General features: G+C 61.7%; 19 protein-coding genes and 1 pseudogene. 11 read left to right on the top strand and 9 right to left on the bottom strand.

Annotation, left to right across the window (positions count from 1 at the left end; translation table 11 throughout):
* Nucleotides 1-96 precede the first annotated feature (96 nt).
* Nucleotides 97-1,449, top strand: a complete 1,353-nt coding sequence (locus P3C39_RS26680) for a formimidoylglutamate deiminase (protein ID WP_275954722.1) — start codon at nt 97-99, stop codon at nt 1,447-1,449.
* Nucleotides 1,446-2,183 (top strand): histidine utilization repressor, encoded by a 738-nt coding sequence (gene hutC / locus P3C39_RS26675; protein ID WP_082826433.1) that lies wholly within the window; start codon nt 1,446-1,448, stop codon nt 2,181-2,183. The genes P3C39_RS26680 and hutC overlap by 4 nt, the downstream gene beginning before the upstream one ends.
* A gap of 45 nt (nt 2,184-2,228) precedes the next feature.
* On the opposite strand, the gene P3C39_RS26670 is transcribed toward hutC, so the two are convergent.
* On the bottom strand, nt 2,229-2,573 hold the full coding sequence (locus P3C39_RS26670; RefSeq protein WP_013532306.1) for a RidA family protein: 345 nt from the start codon (nt 2,571-2,573) through the stop codon (nt 2,229-2,231).
* Between the two features lie 226 nt (nt 2,574-2,799).
* Between P3C39_RS26670 and aztA the strand changes: the two genes are divergently transcribed.
* The 4 genes from aztA to P3C39_RS26650 all read left to right on the top strand — a co-directional run bounded on the left by aztA (nt 2,800) and on the right by P3C39_RS26650 (nt 5,939).
* A complete protein-coding gene (aztA, locus tag P3C39_RS26665) occupies nt 2,800-3,606 on the top strand; it encodes a zinc ABC transporter ATP-binding protein AztA (RefSeq protein WP_127369791.1) in 807 nt (268 codons plus the stop codon).
* The gene (gene aztB / locus P3C39_RS26660; RefSeq protein ID WP_013532308.1) at nt 3,606-4,481 is read left to right on the top strand and encodes a zinc ABC transporter permease AztB; all 876 of its coding nucleotides are present in this window, start codon (nt 3,606-3,608) and stop codon (nt 4,479-4,481) included. Before aztA ends, aztB begins: the two co-directional genes overlap by 1 nt.
* A gap of 27 nt (nt 4,482-4,508) precedes the next feature.
* Nucleotides 4,509-5,450 (top strand): zinc ABC transporter substrate-binding protein AztC, encoded by a 942-nt coding sequence (gene aztC, locus P3C39_RS26655; protein ID WP_013532309.1) that lies wholly within the window; start codon nt 4,509-4,511, stop codon nt 5,448-5,450.
* A 150-nt stretch (nt 5,451-5,600) separates the two neighbouring features.
* Nucleotides 5,601-5,939: a TIGR01244 family sulfur transferase gene (locus tag P3C39_RS26650; protein ID WP_275954723.1), complete on the top strand. Its 339-nt coding sequence runs from the start codon at nt 5,601-5,603 to the stop codon at nt 5,937-5,939.
* A 76-nt stretch (nt 5,940-6,015) separates the two neighbouring features.
* On the opposite strand, the gene P3C39_RS26645 is transcribed toward P3C39_RS26650, so the two are convergent.
* Nucleotides 6,016-6,483: an Lrp/AsnC family transcriptional regulator gene (locus P3C39_RS26645; RefSeq protein ID WP_275954724.1), complete on the bottom strand. Its 468-nt coding sequence runs from the start codon at nt 6,481-6,483 to the stop codon at nt 6,016-6,018.
* A 138-nt stretch (nt 6,484-6,621) separates the two neighbouring features.
* On the opposite strand from P3C39_RS26645, the gene hppD reads away from it, so the two are divergent.
* From hppD to P3C39_RS26630, 3 genes are all read left to right on the top strand, one after another.
* Complete coding sequence (gene hppD / locus P3C39_RS26640) at nt 6,622-7,734, top strand: 4-hydroxyphenylpyruvate dioxygenase (RefSeq protein WP_275954725.1); 1,113 nt, start codon at nt 6,622-6,624, stop codon at nt 7,732-7,734.
* A gap of 62 nt (nt 7,735-7,796) precedes the next feature.
* Nucleotides 7,797-8,024: a type II toxin-antitoxin system prevent-host-death family antitoxin gene (locus P3C39_RS26635; RefSeq protein ID WP_013532313.1), complete on the top strand. Its 228-nt coding sequence runs from the start codon at nt 7,797-7,799 to the stop codon at nt 8,022-8,024.
* Nucleotides 8,021-8,395, top strand: coding sequence for a type II toxin-antitoxin system VapC family toxin (locus tag P3C39_RS26630; protein WP_024505599.1), 375 nt, complete (start codon nt 8,021-8,023; stop codon nt 8,393-8,395). Before P3C39_RS26635 ends, P3C39_RS26630 begins: the two co-directional genes overlap by 4 nt.
* A 28-nt stretch (nt 8,396-8,423) precedes the next feature.
* Here the strand turns inward: P3C39_RS26630 and P3C39_RS26625 are convergent.
* The 5 genes and pseudogenes from P3C39_RS26625 to hmgA all read right to left on the bottom strand — a co-directional run.
* Nucleotides 8,424-8,519: pseudogene (locus P3C39_RS26625) on the bottom strand (damage-inducible protein DinB); the annotation flags it as partial.
* Nucleotides 8,520-8,523: 4 nt separating this feature from the next.
* On the bottom strand, nt 8,524-8,811 hold the full coding sequence (locus tag P3C39_RS26620) for a hypothetical protein (protein WP_063167738.1): 288 nt from the start codon (nt 8,809-8,811) through the stop codon (nt 8,524-8,526).
* 4 nt (nt 8,812-8,815) lie between these two features.
* The gene (locus P3C39_RS26615) at nt 8,816-9,829 is read right to left on the bottom strand and encodes a fumarylacetoacetate hydrolase family protein (protein WP_275954726.1); all 1,014 of its coding nucleotides are present in this window, start codon (nt 9,827-9,829) and stop codon (nt 8,816-8,818) included.
* Entirely contained in the window at nt 9,826-10,713 is an 888-nt protein-coding gene (locus P3C39_RS26610) for an MBL fold metallo-hydrolase (protein ID WP_275954762.1), read from the bottom strand. Before P3C39_RS26610 ends, P3C39_RS26615 begins: the two co-directional genes overlap by 4 nt.
* An 11-nt stretch (nt 10,714-10,724) precedes the next feature.
* Nucleotides 10,725-12,038, bottom strand: a complete 1,314-nt coding sequence (gene hmgA, locus P3C39_RS26605) for a homogentisate 1,2-dioxygenase (protein ID WP_275954727.1) — start codon at nt 12,036-12,038, stop codon at nt 10,725-10,727.
* An 87-nt stretch (nt 12,039-12,125) separates the two neighbouring features.
* Between hmgA and P3C39_RS26600 the strand changes: the two genes are divergently transcribed.
* On the top strand, nt 12,126-12,599 hold the full coding sequence (locus P3C39_RS26600) for a MarR family transcriptional regulator (RefSeq protein WP_127365976.1): 474 nt from the start codon (nt 12,126-12,128) through the stop codon (nt 12,597-12,599).
* 145 nt (nt 12,600-12,744) lie between these two features.
* Complete coding sequence (locus tag P3C39_RS26595) at nt 12,745-13,251, top strand: DUF2380 domain-containing protein (protein WP_275954728.1); 507 nt, start codon at nt 12,745-12,747, stop codon at nt 13,249-13,251.
* A gap of 8 nt (nt 13,252-13,259) precedes the next feature.
* Here P3C39_RS26595 and tdh read toward each other — a convergent pair whose 3' ends face one another.
* Nucleotides 13,260-14,294: an L-threonine 3-dehydrogenase gene (tdh, locus tag P3C39_RS26590; protein WP_013532321.1), complete on the bottom strand. Its 1,035-nt coding sequence runs from the start codon at nt 14,292-14,294 to the stop codon at nt 13,260-13,262.
* Between the two features lie 52 nt (nt 14,295-14,346).
* A complete protein-coding gene (locus P3C39_RS26585) occupies nt 14,347-15,534 on the bottom strand; it encodes a glycine C-acetyltransferase (protein ID WP_024504815.1) in 1,188 nt (395 codons plus the stop codon).
* Nucleotides 15,535-15,662 lie beyond the last annotated feature (128 nt).

Below are 15,662 nucleotides of genomic sequence, written 5' to 3'. Positions count from 1 at the left end.
TCTTTTCCGTTTCAATCGATGACGATTATGTATATACATATTGAAACGCACTGCAAGTGCCTTCATCGCATGAGACACAGAGAACCGGAGAGAAAAGTGGCAGCGATCTTTGCGGAACAGGCGCTCCTTCCCGATGGCTGGCGCGAAAATGTGCGGCTTACCCTGGCCGAGGGACGCATCACAGCCGTTCAGCCTGGCGCTGCTGCGGCAGCCGGCGACGAACGTCACGCGATCCTGTTACCCGGCATGCCCAATTTGCACAGCCACGCCTTCCAGCGCGGCATGGCCGGCCTTGCCGAGCTTCGCGGCCCCTCCGCCGACAGTTTCTGGAGCTGGCGCGAGGTGATGTACCGTTTCGCCCTGTCGATGACGCCCGATCAGGTCGAGGCGGTTGCCGCACAACTCTATGTCGAGATGCTGGAGGCCGGTTTTTCCCGCGTCGGCGAATTTCACTATCTGCATCACGACCGCGATGGAAAACCCTACGCCAACCTCGCCGAGATGGCCGAGCGCATTGCGGCCGCGGCCGGCGAGGCAGGCATCGGCCTGACGCTTTTGCCGGTGTTTTATGCGCACTCGTCTTTCGGCGGTGCCGCACCAAACGAAGGCCAGCGGCGATTCATCAACGATGTGAATCGATTCTCGCGGCTTGTTGAGAAATGCCGCGAATCGATTCGCGCGTTGGATCAGGCTGTTGTCGGCGTCGCTCCGCACAGCCTTCGCGCCGCGACACCGGAAGAACTGATTGACGTGACTGCCCTGGCGCCGGACGGGCCTATCCACATCCACATTGCCGAGCAGGTGAAAGAAGTCGAGGATTGCCTTGCCTGGTCGGGCGCGTGGCCGGTCGAATTTCTGCTGGCCAATGCCAAAGTCGACAAGCGCTGGTGCCTGATCCACGCCACCCACATGACCGATGCTGAAACCGTTGCCATGGCCAAAAGCGGTGCCATCGCCGGCCTATGCCCGATCACCGAGGCCAATCTCGGTGACGGCACTTTTGCCGCGCCGCTGTTCAGGGAACATGGCGGCCGCTATGGCGTCGGCTCCGATTCCAATGTGCTCATCGGCCTGCCCGACGAGTTGCGCCAGCTCGAATATTCGCAGCGCCTCGCCCACCGCGCCCGCAATGTGCTGGCGGTCGCCGGCGGCTCGACCGGCCGCGCACTGTTCGACGCCGCGCTCGACGGTGGCAGCGTCGCGCTTGGCGCCGGTGCTTCCGCGATCGCCGCCGGCGCATCCGCCGATCTTGTCTCGCTCGATCCCAAAAATCCCTCGCTGGCCGGCAAGAGTGGCGACGCGATCCTCGACGCCTGGATCTTCGCCAATGGCAGCAAGGTCGACTGCGTCTGGGTGCATGGCCGCAAACAGGTCAGCGGCGGCAGGCATGTGAAGCGAGAGGCCATCGCTGAGCGTTTTCGCAACGTGATGACGGCGCTTTCGGCATGAGCATGGCCGGCACTGTGGAGGCGGAAGGCGGCGGCTCGCTGCACCAGCGCATCCTCTCCGACATCAGCGAGAAAATCCTGTCCGGCGCCTGGGCGCCCGGTCATCGCATCCCGTTCGAGCATGAGTTGAGCGTGCAATACAATTGCTCGCGCATGACGGTGAACAAGGCGCTGTCGCAGCTTGCCAAGGCCGGACTGATCGAGCGCCGCCGCCGCTCAGGCAGCTTTGTGCGCCGGCCGCAGTCGCAGGCCGCGGTGCTGGAAATCCACGATATCCGCATCGAGGTCGAAGCGCTCGGCCTGCCCTATCGCTACGAGCGCGTCGCCCGACACAAAAGGCGCAGCAGCGCCGGGGATCGCGCGCTGCTGGAACTCGGCGTGGCCGGACCGGTGCTGGCGCTGGAGTGCGGTCATTTCGCCGGCGAGCGGCCGTTCGCGCATGAACAGCGGCTGATCAATCTCACCGCCGTGCCCGAGGCAGCGGACGAGGAATTCGTGGCCACCGCACCAGGACCATGGCTGATTGGCCGCGTGCCGTGGAGCGAAGCCGAGCACCGGATTCGCGCTGTCGCCGCCGACAGGCATATCGCGGCTGCACTCGATATAGAAACCGGTGCGCCCTGCCTGGTGGTCGAGCGACGGACGTGGAGCGCCGAGCACCCGGTCACCCATGTGCGCTTCACCTACGCGGCCGAGAGCCACACGCTGGTGGCGAGGTTCAGGCCGCAGGGGTGAGGCTGATCTCCCCCCACGTGGGGGGAGATTGGCAGCTTCAACGCCTCAAATCGCAGCGGTAATAATAATCTCGACCAGATATTCCGGGGCGGCGAGCTTTGCTTCGCCGGTGGCGCGGGCTGGCGTGTTGCCCTGCGGCACCCACTTGTCCCATTCCGCGTTCATCTCGGCAAAGGTGCTCATGTCGGCCAGCCAGATGATCGCCTGCAGGATCTTGGTCTTGTCGGAGCCAGCCTTGGCCAGCAATTCGTCGACAGCCGCCAGGATGTCCCTGGTCTGCGAAGCGACATTGCCGGTTGGCTGGCCGACCTGACCAGCCAGATAGACGGTATTGCCATGGATGACGATCTGGCTCATGCGCGGGCCGACATCGATGCGACGAATGCTCATTGGATGGTTCCTTCTTGTGGCGGTTGCGCTTCTTTAGAGTCGCGACCGGCTTGGGGCAAGGTCGCCAGGTCGAATCCCCTTGGGCCAACGGCATATGATACGCACACACGGCAAGTTGACCCTGCGGCCGCAATTCCGCCGGATTGGCTTGTTGACTAATGTAATAACATCACATATCCAATCGGCCGCTGCCAGCAGCCGGATTTCGCCGCCTACGGATCGCAGAATGACAAATACCTGCCTGACATTCCGCGACCTGACGCTTGGCTACGGCAGCCATCCGGCGATCCATCATCTCGACGGCACCATCCGGAAGGGCTCGTTGACCGCTGTGGTCGGCGCCAACGGCTCCGGCAAATCGACGCTGATGAAAGGCATTGTCGGCGTCCTGAAGCCCATGGCCGGCGAGGTTATCCGCGCGCCCGGTGTACGTGCCGCCTATCTGCCGCAGCAATCGGAGCTCGATCGCTCCTTTCCGGCGCGGGTGGTGGATCTGGTTTCGCTCGGCCTGTGGCCACGGCGCGGCCTGCTTGGCCGCTACACTAGGGAAGATCGCGATGACGTCAGCAAGGCGCTGATGGCGGTGGGCCTCGGCGGTTTTGAAAAGCGGCCGATCGACACGCTGTCGGGCGGCCAACTGCAGCGCACGCTGTTTGCCCGTGTCCTGCTGCAGGACGCCGACCTCATCCTGCTCGACGAACCCTTCAACGCCGTCGACGCCAAGACGGTCGGCGACCTCATTGCGCTGATCAAGCACTGGCATGGCGAGGAACGCACCATCATGGTCGTCGTCCACGATCTGGATCTGGTGCGGCAGAATTTCCCCGAAACGCTGCTTCTGGCCCGCCAGCCGATCGCCTGGGGCGAAACCCGGGAAACGCTGAAGCCTGAAAATCTGTTGCGCGCCCGCCGTTTTCACGAGGCCTGGGAAGAAAATGCACCCTGGTGCGAGCCGGGCGAGGACGCTCATGGTCACGATCACCATGGCCACGATCACGATCACCAACATGGCGTCGGACCGAGGGCTGCTTGATGGACATGCTTTACGGCCTAGTCATCGCGCCCTTCGCCGATTTCGCCTTCATGCAGCGGGCGTTGATCGGCTCGCTGATGCTGTCGCTCGGCGCCTGCCCGATCGGCGTCTTCCTTATGCTGCGGCGCATGAGCCTGTCGGGCGACGCCATGGCGCACGCAATCCTGCCCGGTGCAGCCGCCGGCTTCCTGTTCTATGGGCTGGAAATCCTGCCGATGACCATCGGCGGCCTGATCGCCGGCGTCATCGTCGCGCTCGGCGCCGGCGCCGTCTCGCGCTTCACCATCCAGCGCGAAGACGCCTCGATGGCGGCTTTCTACCTGATTTCGCTCGCCATCGGCGTGCTGATGGTGTCGATCCGCGGTTCCAGCGTCGATCTCATGCATGTGCTGTTCGGCACCGTGCTGGCGCTCAATGACGAGGCCCTGACGCTGATCGGCGGCATCGTCGCGGTGACGCTGGTCAGCCTCGCCATCTTCTGGCGGGCGCTGGTCGCCGAATGCCTCGACCCGCTGTTCCTGCGCTCGGTCAGCCGGCTCGGCAGCCCGGTGCATTTCATCTTCCTCGGCCTTGTCGTACTCAACCTCGTCGGCGGCTTCCAGGCGCTCGGCACGCTTCTATCGGTTGGGCTGATGATGCTGCCGGCCGCGGCCGCCCGCTTCTGGACGGTTCGCGTCGAGCCGATGTGCGTGCTGGCCGTACTGATCGGCTTCGCATCCTGCGTCGCCGGGCTGCTTTTGTCCTATCACGCCTCGCTGCCATCCGGCCCGGCCATCATCCTGTCGGCCGGCGTCGTCTATTTCGCCTCGATCCTGTTTGGCACGCGCGGCATTCTGCGCGCACGCATCATCCATCACCGTCACAGAACGGCCTGATCCCCGCCCCTAGAAGGAGACCCCTCTATGCTGAAATCCATCCATGCCGCCCTGGCGATGAGCGTTATAACATTAACCGCCTTTGGCGCATCGTCGGCCTTCGCGGCACCGCTGAAAGTGGTCGCCAGCTTCACCGTCATTGCCGATTTCGCCAAAAATGTCGGCGGCGACCGCATCGATGTCACCACCATCGTCGGGCCGGATGGCGATGCCCATGTCTACGAGCCGAGCCCGGCCGATGCGGTGGCCATGGCCAAGGCCGACATCGTGCTGGTCAACGGCCTGCATTTCGAAGGTTTTCTGCAGCGGCTGGTCGATGCCAGTGCCACCAAAGCCTCGATCATCACCTTGACCAAGGGCGTGACGCCGATCGATTTCAAGCCTGAATTCGCCGATGCCGACGCGGCCGAAGGTGCCGGCACTGGCGGCGGCAAGACGGTCACCGATCCCCACGCATTCCAGTCGATTGCCAACGCCAGGATCTATGTGAAGAACATCGCCGAGGCTTTCTGCGCGGCCGATTCGGAAGGCTGCGTCAGCTATCAGACCAATGCCGCCGCCTACACGAAGAAGCTTGATGCGGTCGAAGGTGAAGTGAAAGCGGCAATTGCCTCGATCCCGGAGAGCAAGCGCGTCGTCATCACCTCGCATGACGCCTTCGGCTATTTCGAACATGCATACGGCCTGACCTTCCTCGCCCCGCAAGGGGTGTCGACCGACTCCGAACCATCCGCCGCAGACGTTGCCAAGCTGGTCAATCAGGTGAAGCAGGACAAGGCGGCTGCGATCTTCGTCGAGAACATCACCAACCCGCGCCTGATCGAGCAGATCGCCAGCGAAACCGGCATCAAAGTCGGCGGCACGCTCTATTCGGACGCGCTGTCGCAGCCCGACGGCCCGGCCGCGACCTATATCGACATGATGCACAACAACATCCGTCAGATCAAAGGCGCTATTCTCGGCAGCTGAGTTTGAAGGATTGCCCAGCCGGGCCGCATCAGCCCGGTTGGATTTTCTGGCACGCAACGGCTATTTGGCAGAGAAATCCTTCGGCACGGATTGCCGCCCATGTCGGGGAGTGGCAAGACTGCCACCTGACCAGTTTGCGAGGATGCTGCCATGGAATACCGCGAAATCAGCGAGGACTATTCGGTCTCGGGCCAGATCCAGCCCGAAGACGTCGCCGCCATCAGGGAAGCTGGCTTCAAGAGTGTGATCTGCAACCGGCCCGATGACGAACAGCCGGGCCAGCCTTCTGCCGACACCGTCGGGGCAGCGGTCGAAGCCGCAGGCCTCGGCTTCCGCTACATTCCGGTGATCAGCGGCCAGATCACGGCCGAGAATGTCGAGGATCAGGCCGAAGCGCTCGAGGAACTCGACGGCCCGGTCTTCGCCTATTGCCGTTCCGGCGCCCGCTGCACCAATCTCTATGGGCTGATCCAGCAGTCGAAGGGTTGAACGGCCCTTCCGTCATTAGGCTGGCGTCCTTCACACCCCCTCTGGCCTGCCGACGTATCAATGATATCCGCTCAGATTAAATCGGCAGCGCGCCGGTTTCCTTCAGCGTCTCCAGCACGATCGCCGTCTTCACGTGCTGCACGGATTCGTGCGGCAGTAGCACGCCGCTGACGAATTCCGACAATGATTTGAGATCCGGCGTCACCACTTTCAGGATGTAGTCCATCTCGCCGGTCAGCGCGTGCGCTTCCTGCACTTCGGGCAGCCGCGCCACCAGTTCGCCGAAGCGCCTTGCATTGTCGCGATTGTGGGTGGCGAGCGTGACCGAAATGACGTTGACCAGGGAAAAACCGAGCTTGTCGCGGTCGAGAACGGCGCGATAGCCCCTGATGAAGCCGTCCTCCTCCAGCCGCTGACGGCGGCGCGAGCATTGCGACGCCGACAGGTTCACCCGCTCCGAAAGATCGTTGTTGGTCAGCCGCGCATCACCCTGCAACAGTGCCATTATCTTGCGGTCGAACTGGTCAATGCGCGCCTCATCCATGGCTTTCCCTTACATCATGCACGCTTCACGCATGACATCATCATTTCAAGCGTTTGAATGCAAGCACCGTGCGCCTCCTCCGCGTTATCATCGTGTCAAATCGCCTTTTCAGGCCAGGCCAGCTTTAGGAGGAATATTATGGGTCCCTTCCCGCACGACGCCCCGCCCGCCAGGATCAGCAAGGACAACCCGGCCGGCACCGATGGGTTCGAGTTCGTCGAATTCGCGCATCCGGAGCCGCAAAAGCTGGCTGAGCTGTTCACCCGCATGGGCTATGTCGCGGTGGCCAAGCACCGCACGAAGGACATCACCGTCTGGCGCCAGGGCGACATCAACTATGTCGTCAATGCCGAACCCGGCTCGCATGCGATGAAGTTCGTCGACAAGCACGGCCCTTGCGCCGCCTCGATGGCCTGGCGGGTGGTCGACGCCAAACACGCCTTCGATCATGCCGTTGCCAAGGGTGCCACACCTTACGAAGGTGCCGACAAGGCGCTGGACGTGCCGGCGATCGTGGGCATTGGCGGCTCGCTGCTCTATTTCATCGAGACCTACGGCAAGAAGGGCTCGGCCTATGACGCCGAATTCGAGTGGCTGGGTGCGCGCGACCCGCGGCCGGAAGGCGTCGGCTTCTACTATCTCGATCACCTGACCCACAATGTCTATCGCGGCCAGATGGACAAATGGTGGGATTTCTACCGCAACCTGTTCGGCTTCAAGCAGATCCATTTCTTCGACATCGACGGCAAGATCACCGGCCTGGTCAGCCGCGCCATCACCTCGCCCTGCGGCAAGATCCGCATTCCGCTCAACGAGTCCAAGGACGAGACCAGCCAGATCGCCGAGTACCTGAAGAAGTACAACGGCGAAGGCATCCAGCACATCGCCGTCGGCACCGACGAAATCTACGAGGCCACCGACAAGCTCGCCGCCAACGAGCTGAAGTTCATGCCCGGCCCGCCTGAAACCTACTACGATATGTCCTATGACCGCGTGAACGGCCATGACGAGCCGATCGAGCGGATGAAGAAGCACGGCATCCTGATCGATGGCGAAGGCGTCGTCGACGGCGGCACGACCAAGATCCTGCTGCAGATATTCTCGAAAACCGTGATCGGGCCGATCTTCTTCGAGTTCATCCAGAGGAAGGGCGACGAAGGTTTTGGCGAAGGCAATTTCCGCGCGCTGTTCGAATCGATCGAGCAGGACCAGATCAAGCGTGGCGTGATCAAGGTTCAGGCGGCGGAATAGCCATCGAACTCACTTGCGGCCCGGCCAATTATGACCTAAATTCTGGTCATAAGAGGTCGTCTATGAATATCCCCATGGCAAAAGCGAAGGCTCAGCTTTCCGAATTGGTGAAACGTGCCCAGGCTGGCGAAGAGATCCATCTGACCAGACATGGAGAGGTTGTCGCAACCTTGAGCGCTCCCGTTCGGGCTGGTGGGAGCAAAGGCTTGCTTGGCGCCCTGAAAGGCCAGATTTGGATATCGGATGATTTTGATGAACTCGGTCCCGAATGGGACGAGTATATTAAATGAGCCGCAGATATCTGGTCGATACCCATATTCTGCTTTGGGTACTCAACGCCGATTCACGTCTTTCGGATCATCATCGCGATATCTTTCTCACAGGCAAGGATGTGATCGTCAGCGCCGTCTCGGTGGCCGAGATCGCCATCAAGAAATCGCTCGGCAAAGTGACGCTCACAGGCGACATCGTGGACCTCCTGCGATCGAACGGGATTCCGATTCTCGGCGTAAACGAACTACACGCGGCGAGACTTGAACATCTGCCGCTTCACCACCGCGATCCCTTCGACCGCCTGCTTATTGCGCAGACCCAAATTGAAGGCCTGACGTTGATCTCCGCGGATCGGCAATTTTCAGCCTATGACGTCGTATTGGCCTGATCGCCCAAGCCCCAGCCGCTTGACCTCTTTCGCCGGGCTGAAGAGACAATACCGCGCGGTAGAGTCGGTCGTTCGACCAGAGATTGTTGCCGGCCATGCTGCGCGGGTAGTCGGGCAGGCTCATCACGTCATCCGGTTGACCGCGACAGATACAAGCCCGCCCACATAACGACAAATCCAGCAAGAACGATCAGCAGCAACCAGTTCATACGCCGACGCATGCTCTGCGTTTCCGCGTCCCGCGCGACGTCCATGTTGGTGATGGTGTGGAACATCATCGCCTTGCGCGGAAAGCCGCTGCGGTTGGTCAGGTCAGGCGAGCGCGCCTCTATGCGATAGCTCAGCCGGATCGCCTGGATGAAGACCGCCAGTATGGCGAGTGCCCAGACACCGGCCAGCAGATAGACCCCCGTCATGCCCTTACCTCTCGTATTTCTCGACCTTCTGTTCGATGGCACCGAAGATCGAATGCCCAGCCTTGTCCTTCATCTCGATGCGCACCGTGTCGCCGAAGCGCAGGAATGGCGTTTTGGGTTCGCCTGACACAATGGTCTCGATCATGCGCAGTTCGGCGATGCAGGAATAGCCGGCGCCACCGGCCGAGACAGGCTTGCCCGGCCCGCCGTCTAGCTTGTTGGAGACGGTGCCGGAACCGATGATCGTGCCGGCGGCCAATGGCCGTGTCCTTGCTGCATGAACGATCAGCGCAGGAAAGTCGAAGGTCATGTCGATACCGGCATTGGCGCGGCCGAACGGCTTGCCGTTGAGATCGGCAAGCAGCGGCAGGCTGACCTTGCCGCCGTCCCAGGCATCACCCAGTTCGTCCGGCGTCACAGCGACCGGCGAAAACGCCGAGGACGGCTTTGATTGGAAAAAACCGAAACCTTTCTCCAGTTCCGGTCCGGTGAGCGCGCGCAACGTAACGTCGTTGACCAGCATGACCAGTCGGATCGCTGCCTTTGCTTCTTCGAGGCTTGCACCCATCGGCACATCGTCGACGATGACAGCGACCTCGCCCTCCATGTCGATGCCGAAGGCTTCGTCAGCCGTGCGGATCGGATCACGTGGCGGAATGAAAGAATCCGAGCCGCCCTGGTAGATCAGCGGGTCGGTCCAGAAGCTCGCCGGCATCTCGGCGCCGCGCGCTTTGCGCACCAGCTCGACATGGTTCACGTAAGCCGAGCCATCGGCCCATTGATAGGCACGCGGCAGCGGCGAATGGGCGTCATGTTCGTGGAAGCGCTCCGCCGGCATCGCATTGTTCTCAAGCGATTCCGCTATTGTCGCGAGATGCGGGGCGATGCGCCGCCAGTCGTCGAGCGCCGCCTGCAGCGTGCGAACCAGGAACGAGGCGTCGGTGAAGCGTGTCAGGTCGCGCGAGACGACGACGAGTTTCCCGTCGCGCGTCCCGTCCTTCAATGTGGCAAGCTTCATGCGGTTTCCTCTCCTGCTGCAGCTTTGGCGCTGCTTAAGCCCACAACAAGACCGTCGCGGGCGATCGTCAAGTCGCCGTTCCAAGTTTTCCTGACAGCGGCAGTCCAGTCGGCCTCGCCTATCAAAGAATCGTCGGCCGGAATGAGGTGGTTGAGCACCAATCTCTTCACGCCGGCATCGCTTGCGATGCTGCCGGTCTCTTCGGCAAAGCTGTGGCTGGCGAGCAGATGCTCTCTGAGCCGCGCACCATTGCCGGTCCTGGCCACCAGTCGCTCGATGCCTTCTTCCAGCATTGCCTCGTGGACGAGGATGTCGGCGCCTCGGGCAAAATCGGCGAGCGGCGGATAAAAGGCCGTATCGGCGGAGAACACGACGCTTTTGGCGCCATGCTCGAAGCGAAGAGCAAAACAGTCGGTCACCGGCGGATGCTCGACGCGCAGCGCCGAAACCGTCAAGCCGCCCTGCGCGACCACCTGGCCTTCGCCGAATTCGCCGATCGACACCAGATCGCGAATATCCGGCCGGCCTTCGTCAACGATGCGGATCTCGATGTCGAACTCCATCGCCTGGCAAAAGCGCCGCCAGTAATGACCGGTGCCGGGCGGGCCGAACACGCCGACGGGCGTCGCGAGGCCCGCCGTCCAGGCGGTGTGGATCAGCGGCCCCAGTTCCAGCACATGGTCGGAGTGCAGATGCGTGATGAAGATCAGGTCGAGCGACTTCAGGCTGATGCCGGCATCGACCAGACCACGCGTCACGCCAAGGCCGCAGTCGACGACGATGCTGCGGCCGCCGATCTGCAGCAGCGACGAACTCGGCCATGGACCACCCGGCCGCAATGCCGGGCCACCCTTCGAGCCCAAAAGCACCAGCCGGTCCGGCATTGGCTCGGTGCTCAAGACCAGTCGCCCTCGGGCGTGCCGTTGAAACGCTTCTTCAGGTCGGCCCAGCAGTCGATGTAATTGTCCTGCCGGGTTTCGAGCTCGGCGCCGTAGCGGGTCAGCATCTGCGGAAATCGGGTCTCGAACATGAAGGCCATGGTGTTGTCGAGCTTGACCGGTTTCAGCTCCGCGCGCGAGGCCCTTTCAAAGCCAGGCGCATCCGGCCCATGGGCCAGCATCAGATTGTGCAGGCTGATGCCGCCGGGCACAAAGCCTTCTTCCTTGGCGTCGTACTGGCCGTGGACCAGGCCCATGAACTCGCTCATGATGTTGCGGTGGTACCAGGGCGGCCGGAAGGTATCTTCGGCCACCAGCCAGCGCGGCGGGAAGATGACGAAGTCGATGTTGGCCGTGCCCTCCTCGCCGCTTGGTGCCGTTAACACGGTGAAGATCGACGGATCGGGATGGTCGAACAAAAGCGCTCCGACCGGTGAAAAGGTCGCCAGATCATATTTGTAGGGCGCATAGTTGCCGTGCCAGGCAACGACATCCAGCGGCGAATGGCCGATCTCGGTGACATGGAAATTGCCGCACCATTTCACGATCAGCCGGCACGGCGTTTCCTTCTCCTCGAACCATGCGCAAGGCGTCTTGAAATCGCGTGGGTTGGCCAGGCAATTGGCGCCGATCGGGCCGCGATCGGGCAACGTCAGCTTGGCGCCGTAGTTCTCACAGACGTAGCCGCGCACTTCGGCGTCGACCAGCTCGATCTTGAAGACCAGACCGCGTGGCAACACCGCGATCTCGCCGGGCCGCAGCTCAATGACGCCCATCTCGGTGACGAAGCGCAATGCGCCGACTTGCGGCACGACCAGCAACTCGCCGTCGGCATTGAAGAAATGATCGTCCGCCATCGAGGTGTTGGCGACATAGACATGCGCCGCCATGCCGGTCTGCCCGAGCACGTCGCCAGCGGTTGTGATGCTGCGCATACCGGCGATGAAATCGGTCGGCTCCTTCGGCATCGGCACCGGGTTCCAGCGATACTGGCCGAGCGCCAGTTCATGATCGCCGACATTGGGCGCACTCTTCCACAAGGGATAGCTCGCCGCCTTGAAGCGGCCGGTGTGCTTAACGCTCGGCCGGATGCGGTAGAGCCAGGACCGCTCATTGGTGCCGCGCGGCGCGGTGAAGGGCGAGCCTGAAAGCTGCTCGGCATAGAGGCCGTAGGCCGGCCGCTGCGGCGAATTCCGTCCCTGCGGCAACGAGCCGGGCAGCGTCTCGGTCTCAAAATCGTTGCCGAAGCCCGGCATATAGGAAAAGGCCATTGCTTCCTCCCGAAATGGATATCAATTGACCAAACTGGTTTCATTTGTAACCATCGAAAATGTAACCATCAATGGCGGCTTTGAAAAATGGCGATCAGGAGCGAAGCGTCCGACGCGGCTGAAATTCTCAATCTGGAAAACTTCCTGCCCTACCGGCTCTACCGGCTTGCCGACGCCGTCAGCCGCGAATTTTCGAGGATATACAAGGACAGCCATGGCCTGACGCGTCCGGAATGGCGCACCCTTTCGGGGCTGGGGCAGCATGGAACGATGACTGCGACCGAACTCGGCGAGCAATCGGCTATGCACAAGACCAAGGTTTCACGCGCCGTGGCTGAACTCGAACGGCGGCGTTGGCTTGTGCGTACGCCAGATGAGAATGATCGCCGGGTCGAGCATCTGTCGCTGACCGGAACGGGGCTTGCCGCCTATCGCGAGATGGTGCCGCTGGCGAAGGCGTTCGAACGGGATTTGCTGGCAAGGCTCAGCGCTGAAGAGCGCACGGCGATCACCAGCGGACTGGCTGCATTGGAGACCAGTCTGGTCCCGAGCAAGAGTTAGTCCAAGATCAAGCCAATCACTCTGAACGACGGAGTTCGAGCGAGACTGCGTGGAAACTCCCGAAGCATAGCATTGCTTTCGATTTAATCGTGATTTGCGTTGTCAGGCCGCGTATAATGCCCATCATACCGACAGGAGGACTACGATGAGCATTCGCACATTAAGTGTCCTGGTGACGCTGCTTGTAGGCACCTGCACATTTGCGCAGGCGCAGCAGACAAAGCCGATGTCGATCGAAGTGTTCCCTTTCGAATTGGAGGACAAGAGCGCCGGGGCGGGAATAATTCCCCCGGATGAATATGACAGGCGCTATCTGTCGGAATCAGCACAAGTTGCTAAGGACATGCTCTCCCAGTCTGGGCGTTTTACAGTAGTTGATGTGCCGGCGAGGGATACACAGGCTGCGGCGCCGCACGGATTGCGCAACTGCGCTGGTTGTGAAGGCCCGATTGCCAAGGAGCACGGCGCGTCGCTTGCCTTGCTTGGCGTCGTAACGCGCGTCAACCGAACAGAACATACTATGTTCATTCGCATCCTTGACGCCGAAACCGGGAAACATGTTTCGGAGGGGTTTACCGATCTTCGCATGGGTGCGAACTACGCGTGGCCCCGCTCCGTGAAATGGCTGATGAAAAACAGAATTCTGCGTTAGGGCGGCATCTACCAATCCATCACCACCTTGCCGGAACTGCCGCTGCGCATTGCATCGAAGCCGGCTTGGAAATCGTCGATGCCGATGCGGTGCGTGATAAGCCCGGAAACATCCAGCGGCCCCTGCACCAGCGCGATCATCTTGTACCAGGTCTCGAACATCTCGCGGCCATAGATGCCCTTGAGATGCAGCATCTTGAAGATGACCTTGTTCCAGTCGATCTCGAATCCGGTCGGCGCGATGCCCAGAATGGCGATCTTGCCGCCGTTGTTCATGGTGTCGATCATGTCGCGGAAGGCGGGGGCTGCGCCCGACATTTCGAGGCCGACATCAAAACCCTCGGTCATGCCGAGTGCCGGCATGACATCGCGCAGCTTTTCCTTGGACGCGTCGACGACATGCTGGACGCCGAGCTTTTTCGCCAGCGCCAGCCGCACCGGATTGATGTCGGTGATGACGACTTTTCGCGCGCCGACGCATTGGGCGACGAGCGCGCCCATGATGCCGATCGGCCCGGCGCCGGTGACCAGCACGTCCTCGCCGACCAGATCGAAGGAGAGTGCCGTGTGCACGGCATTGCCCAACGGATCGAAGATGGCGGCGATCTCGTCCGGCACATCATCGGGGATCGGCACGACGTTGTGCTGCGGGATAGCCAGATACTCACCGAAGGCGCCCGGACGATTGACGCCGACGCCGAGCGTGTTGCGGCACAGATGCCCTCGCCCGGCGCGACAGTTGCGGCAATGACCGCAGACGATGTGGCCCTCGCCCGACACGCGCTGGCCGACCTTGTATTCGGTGACCGCTGCGCCGAAATCGGCAACGGTGCCGACGAATTCATGGCCCGTCACCATCGGCACCGGCACCGTCTTCTGCGCCCACTGGTCCCAATTGTAGATGTGCACGTCGGTGCCGCAGATCGCCGTCTTCTTGATCTTGATCAGCACGTCGTTAGGGCCGATTTCCGGCACCGGCACCTCTTCCATCCAGATGCCTGGTTCGGCCTTGGCCTTCACCAGCGCTTTCATCATGTTCGACATGCTTTTGTCCCTTGAAGCTCTTGTTCCGGAATCGCTTTTCGATTCCGGCTTGTCAGGAAATGACGCCGAGTTCGCGCCCGACGGCGGCGAACGCTTCCACCGCGCGGTCGATATCGGCGCTGGAATGCGCCGCCGACATCTGCGTGCGGATGCGCGCCTGCCCCTTTGGCACCACCGGGAAGGAGAAGCCGATGACATAGATGCCGCGCTTCAGCATGCGCGCGGCCATCTCCTGCGCCAGGCTGGCATCGCCCAGCATCACCGGGATGATCGGATGATCCGCTCCGGCCAGCGTGAAGCCGAGCTTGCCCATTTGCGACCGGAACCGCGCAGCGTTGTCGTAGAGTTTGTCGCGCAGCCCATCGCCGTCCTTGATCAGCTCGAACACCTTGATCGAAGCGCCGGCGATCGCCGGCATCAGCGTGTTGGAAAAGAGATACGGCCGTGAGCGCTGGCGCAACCAGTCGACCACCTGGCTTTTGCCCGAGGTGTAACCACCGGAGGCCCCACCAAGTGCCTTGCCGAGCGTCCCGGTGATGATGTCGACCCTGCCCTCGACGCCGCAATGCTCGGCCGAGCCGCGGCCGTTCTGACCGACGAAGCCGACGGCATGGCTGTCGTCGACCATCACCATGGCGTCATACTTCTCGGCGAGGTCGCAGACACCCCTGAGATTGGCGATGATGCCATCCATCGAAAACACGCCGTCGGTGGCGATCAACCGGAAGCGGCAGTCCCGGGCTTCCTTCAGGCGCGCCTCGAGATCGGCCATGTCGTTGTTGGCGTAGCGGAAACGTTTGGCCTTCGACAGCCGCACACCATCGATGATCGAGGCATGATTCAAGGCATCCGAAATAATGGCGTCTTCCTCGCCCAGCAGCGTCTCGAACAGGCCGCCATTGGCATCGAAGCAGGAGCCGTAAAGGATGGTGTCTTCCATGCCGAGGAAGGAGGAAATCGTCGATTCGAGCTGCTTGTGCTCTTCCTGCGTGCCGCAGATGAAGCGCACCGATGCCATGCCGTAGCCATAGCGGTCGAGCGCCTGCTTGGCAGCATTGCGCAAATCGGCGCTATCGGCGAGGCCGAGATAGTTGTTGGCACAGAAATTCAACACCTTGTCGCCGCCGACCTCGATCTCGGCCGACTGCGTCGAAGTGATCACCCGCTCCGACTTGTAGAGGCCTGCCGATTTGAGCCCCGCGAGCTCGCTGTCGATGTGGGAGAGGAATGCTGCGGTCATGACCTAGCCTCGTTTGATGTGGGCCGACTGTCGTCTCGTCCGCGCGAAAAATCCATCGCAAAAACGACCGGATCGGTGGCAAGCAGCACGATGCGGCCCCGATGTCGATCATCACGCGGCCGAGGAAC

Source organism: Mesorhizobium sp. XAP4, from assembly GCF_029269325.1.
GTDB lineage: Bacteria > Pseudomonadota > Alphaproteobacteria > Rhizobiales > Rhizobiaceae > Mesorhizobium > Mesorhizobium ciceri.
Note: the sequence above shows the minus strand (reverse complement) of the source record. Positions and strands in the feature narration are given on the sequence as shown.

What these genes read in the sequence shown, in the direction of transcription:
- hutC (WP_082826433.1), top strand. Translation starts at nt 1,446, where the DNA reads ATGAGCATGGCCGGCACTGTGGAGGCGGAAGGCGGCGGCTCGCTGCAC.
- P3C39_RS26670 (WP_013532306.1), bottom strand. Translation starts at nt 2,573, where the DNA reads ATGAGCATTCGTCGCATCGATGTCGGCCCGCGCATGAGCCAGATCGTC.
- aztA (WP_127369791.1), top strand. Translation starts at nt 2,800, where the DNA reads ATGACAAATACCTGCCTGACATTCCGCGACCTGACGCTTGGCTACGGC.
- aztB (WP_013532308.1), top strand. Translation starts at nt 3,606, where the DNA reads ATGGACATGCTTTACGGCCTAGTCATCGCGCCCTTCGCCGATTTCGCC.
- aztC (WP_013532309.1), top strand. Translation starts at nt 4,509, where the DNA reads ATGCTGAAATCCATCCATGCCGCCCTGGCGATGAGCGTTATAACATTA.
- P3C39_RS26650 (WP_275954723.1), top strand. Translation starts at nt 5,601, where the DNA reads ATGGAATACCGCGAAATCAGCGAGGACTATTCGGTCTCGGGCCAGATC.
- P3C39_RS26645 (WP_275954724.1), bottom strand. Translation starts at nt 6,483, where the DNA reads ATGGATGAGGCGCGCATTGACCAGTTCGACCGCAAGATAATGGCACTG.
- hppD (WP_275954725.1), top strand. Translation starts at nt 6,622, where the DNA reads ATGGGTCCCTTCCCGCACGACGCCCCGCCCGCCAGGATCAGCAAGGAC.
- P3C39_RS26635 (WP_013532313.1), top strand. Translation starts at nt 7,797, where the DNA reads ATGAATATCCCCATGGCAAAAGCGAAGGCTCAGCTTTCCGAATTGGTG.
- P3C39_RS26630 (WP_024505599.1), top strand. Translation starts at nt 8,021, where the DNA reads ATGAGCCGCAGATATCTGGTCGATACCCATATTCTGCTTTGGGTACTC.
- P3C39_RS26620 (WP_063167738.1), bottom strand. Translation starts at nt 8,811, where the DNA reads ATGACGGGGGTCTATCTGCTGGCCGGTGTCTGGGCACTCGCCATACTG.
- P3C39_RS26615 (WP_275954726.1), bottom strand. Translation starts at nt 9,829, where the DNA reads ATGAAGCTTGCCACATTGAAGGACGGGACGCGCGACGGGAAACTCGTC.
- P3C39_RS26610 (WP_275954762.1), bottom strand. Translation starts at nt 10,713, where the DNA reads ATGCCGGACCGGCTGGTGCTTTTGGGCTCGAAGGGTGGCCCGGCATTG.
- hmgA (WP_275954727.1), bottom strand. Translation starts at nt 12,038, where the DNA reads ATGGCCTTTTCCTATATGCCGGGCTTCGGCAACGATTTTGAGACCGAG.
- P3C39_RS26600 (WP_127365976.1), top strand. Translation starts at nt 12,126, where the DNA reads ATGGCGATCAGGAGCGAAGCGTCCGACGCGGCTGAAATTCTCAATCTG.
- P3C39_RS26595 (WP_275954728.1), top strand. Translation starts at nt 12,745, where the DNA reads ATGAGCATTCGCACATTAAGTGTCCTGGTGACGCTGCTTGTAGGCACC.
- tdh (WP_013532321.1), bottom strand. Translation starts at nt 14,294, where the DNA reads ATGTCGAACATGATGAAAGCGCTGGTGAAGGCCAAGGCCGAACCAGGC.
- P3C39_RS26585 (WP_024504815.1), bottom strand. Translation starts at nt 15,534, where the DNA reads ATGACCGCAGCATTCCTCTCCCACATCGACAGCGAGCTCGCGGGGCTC.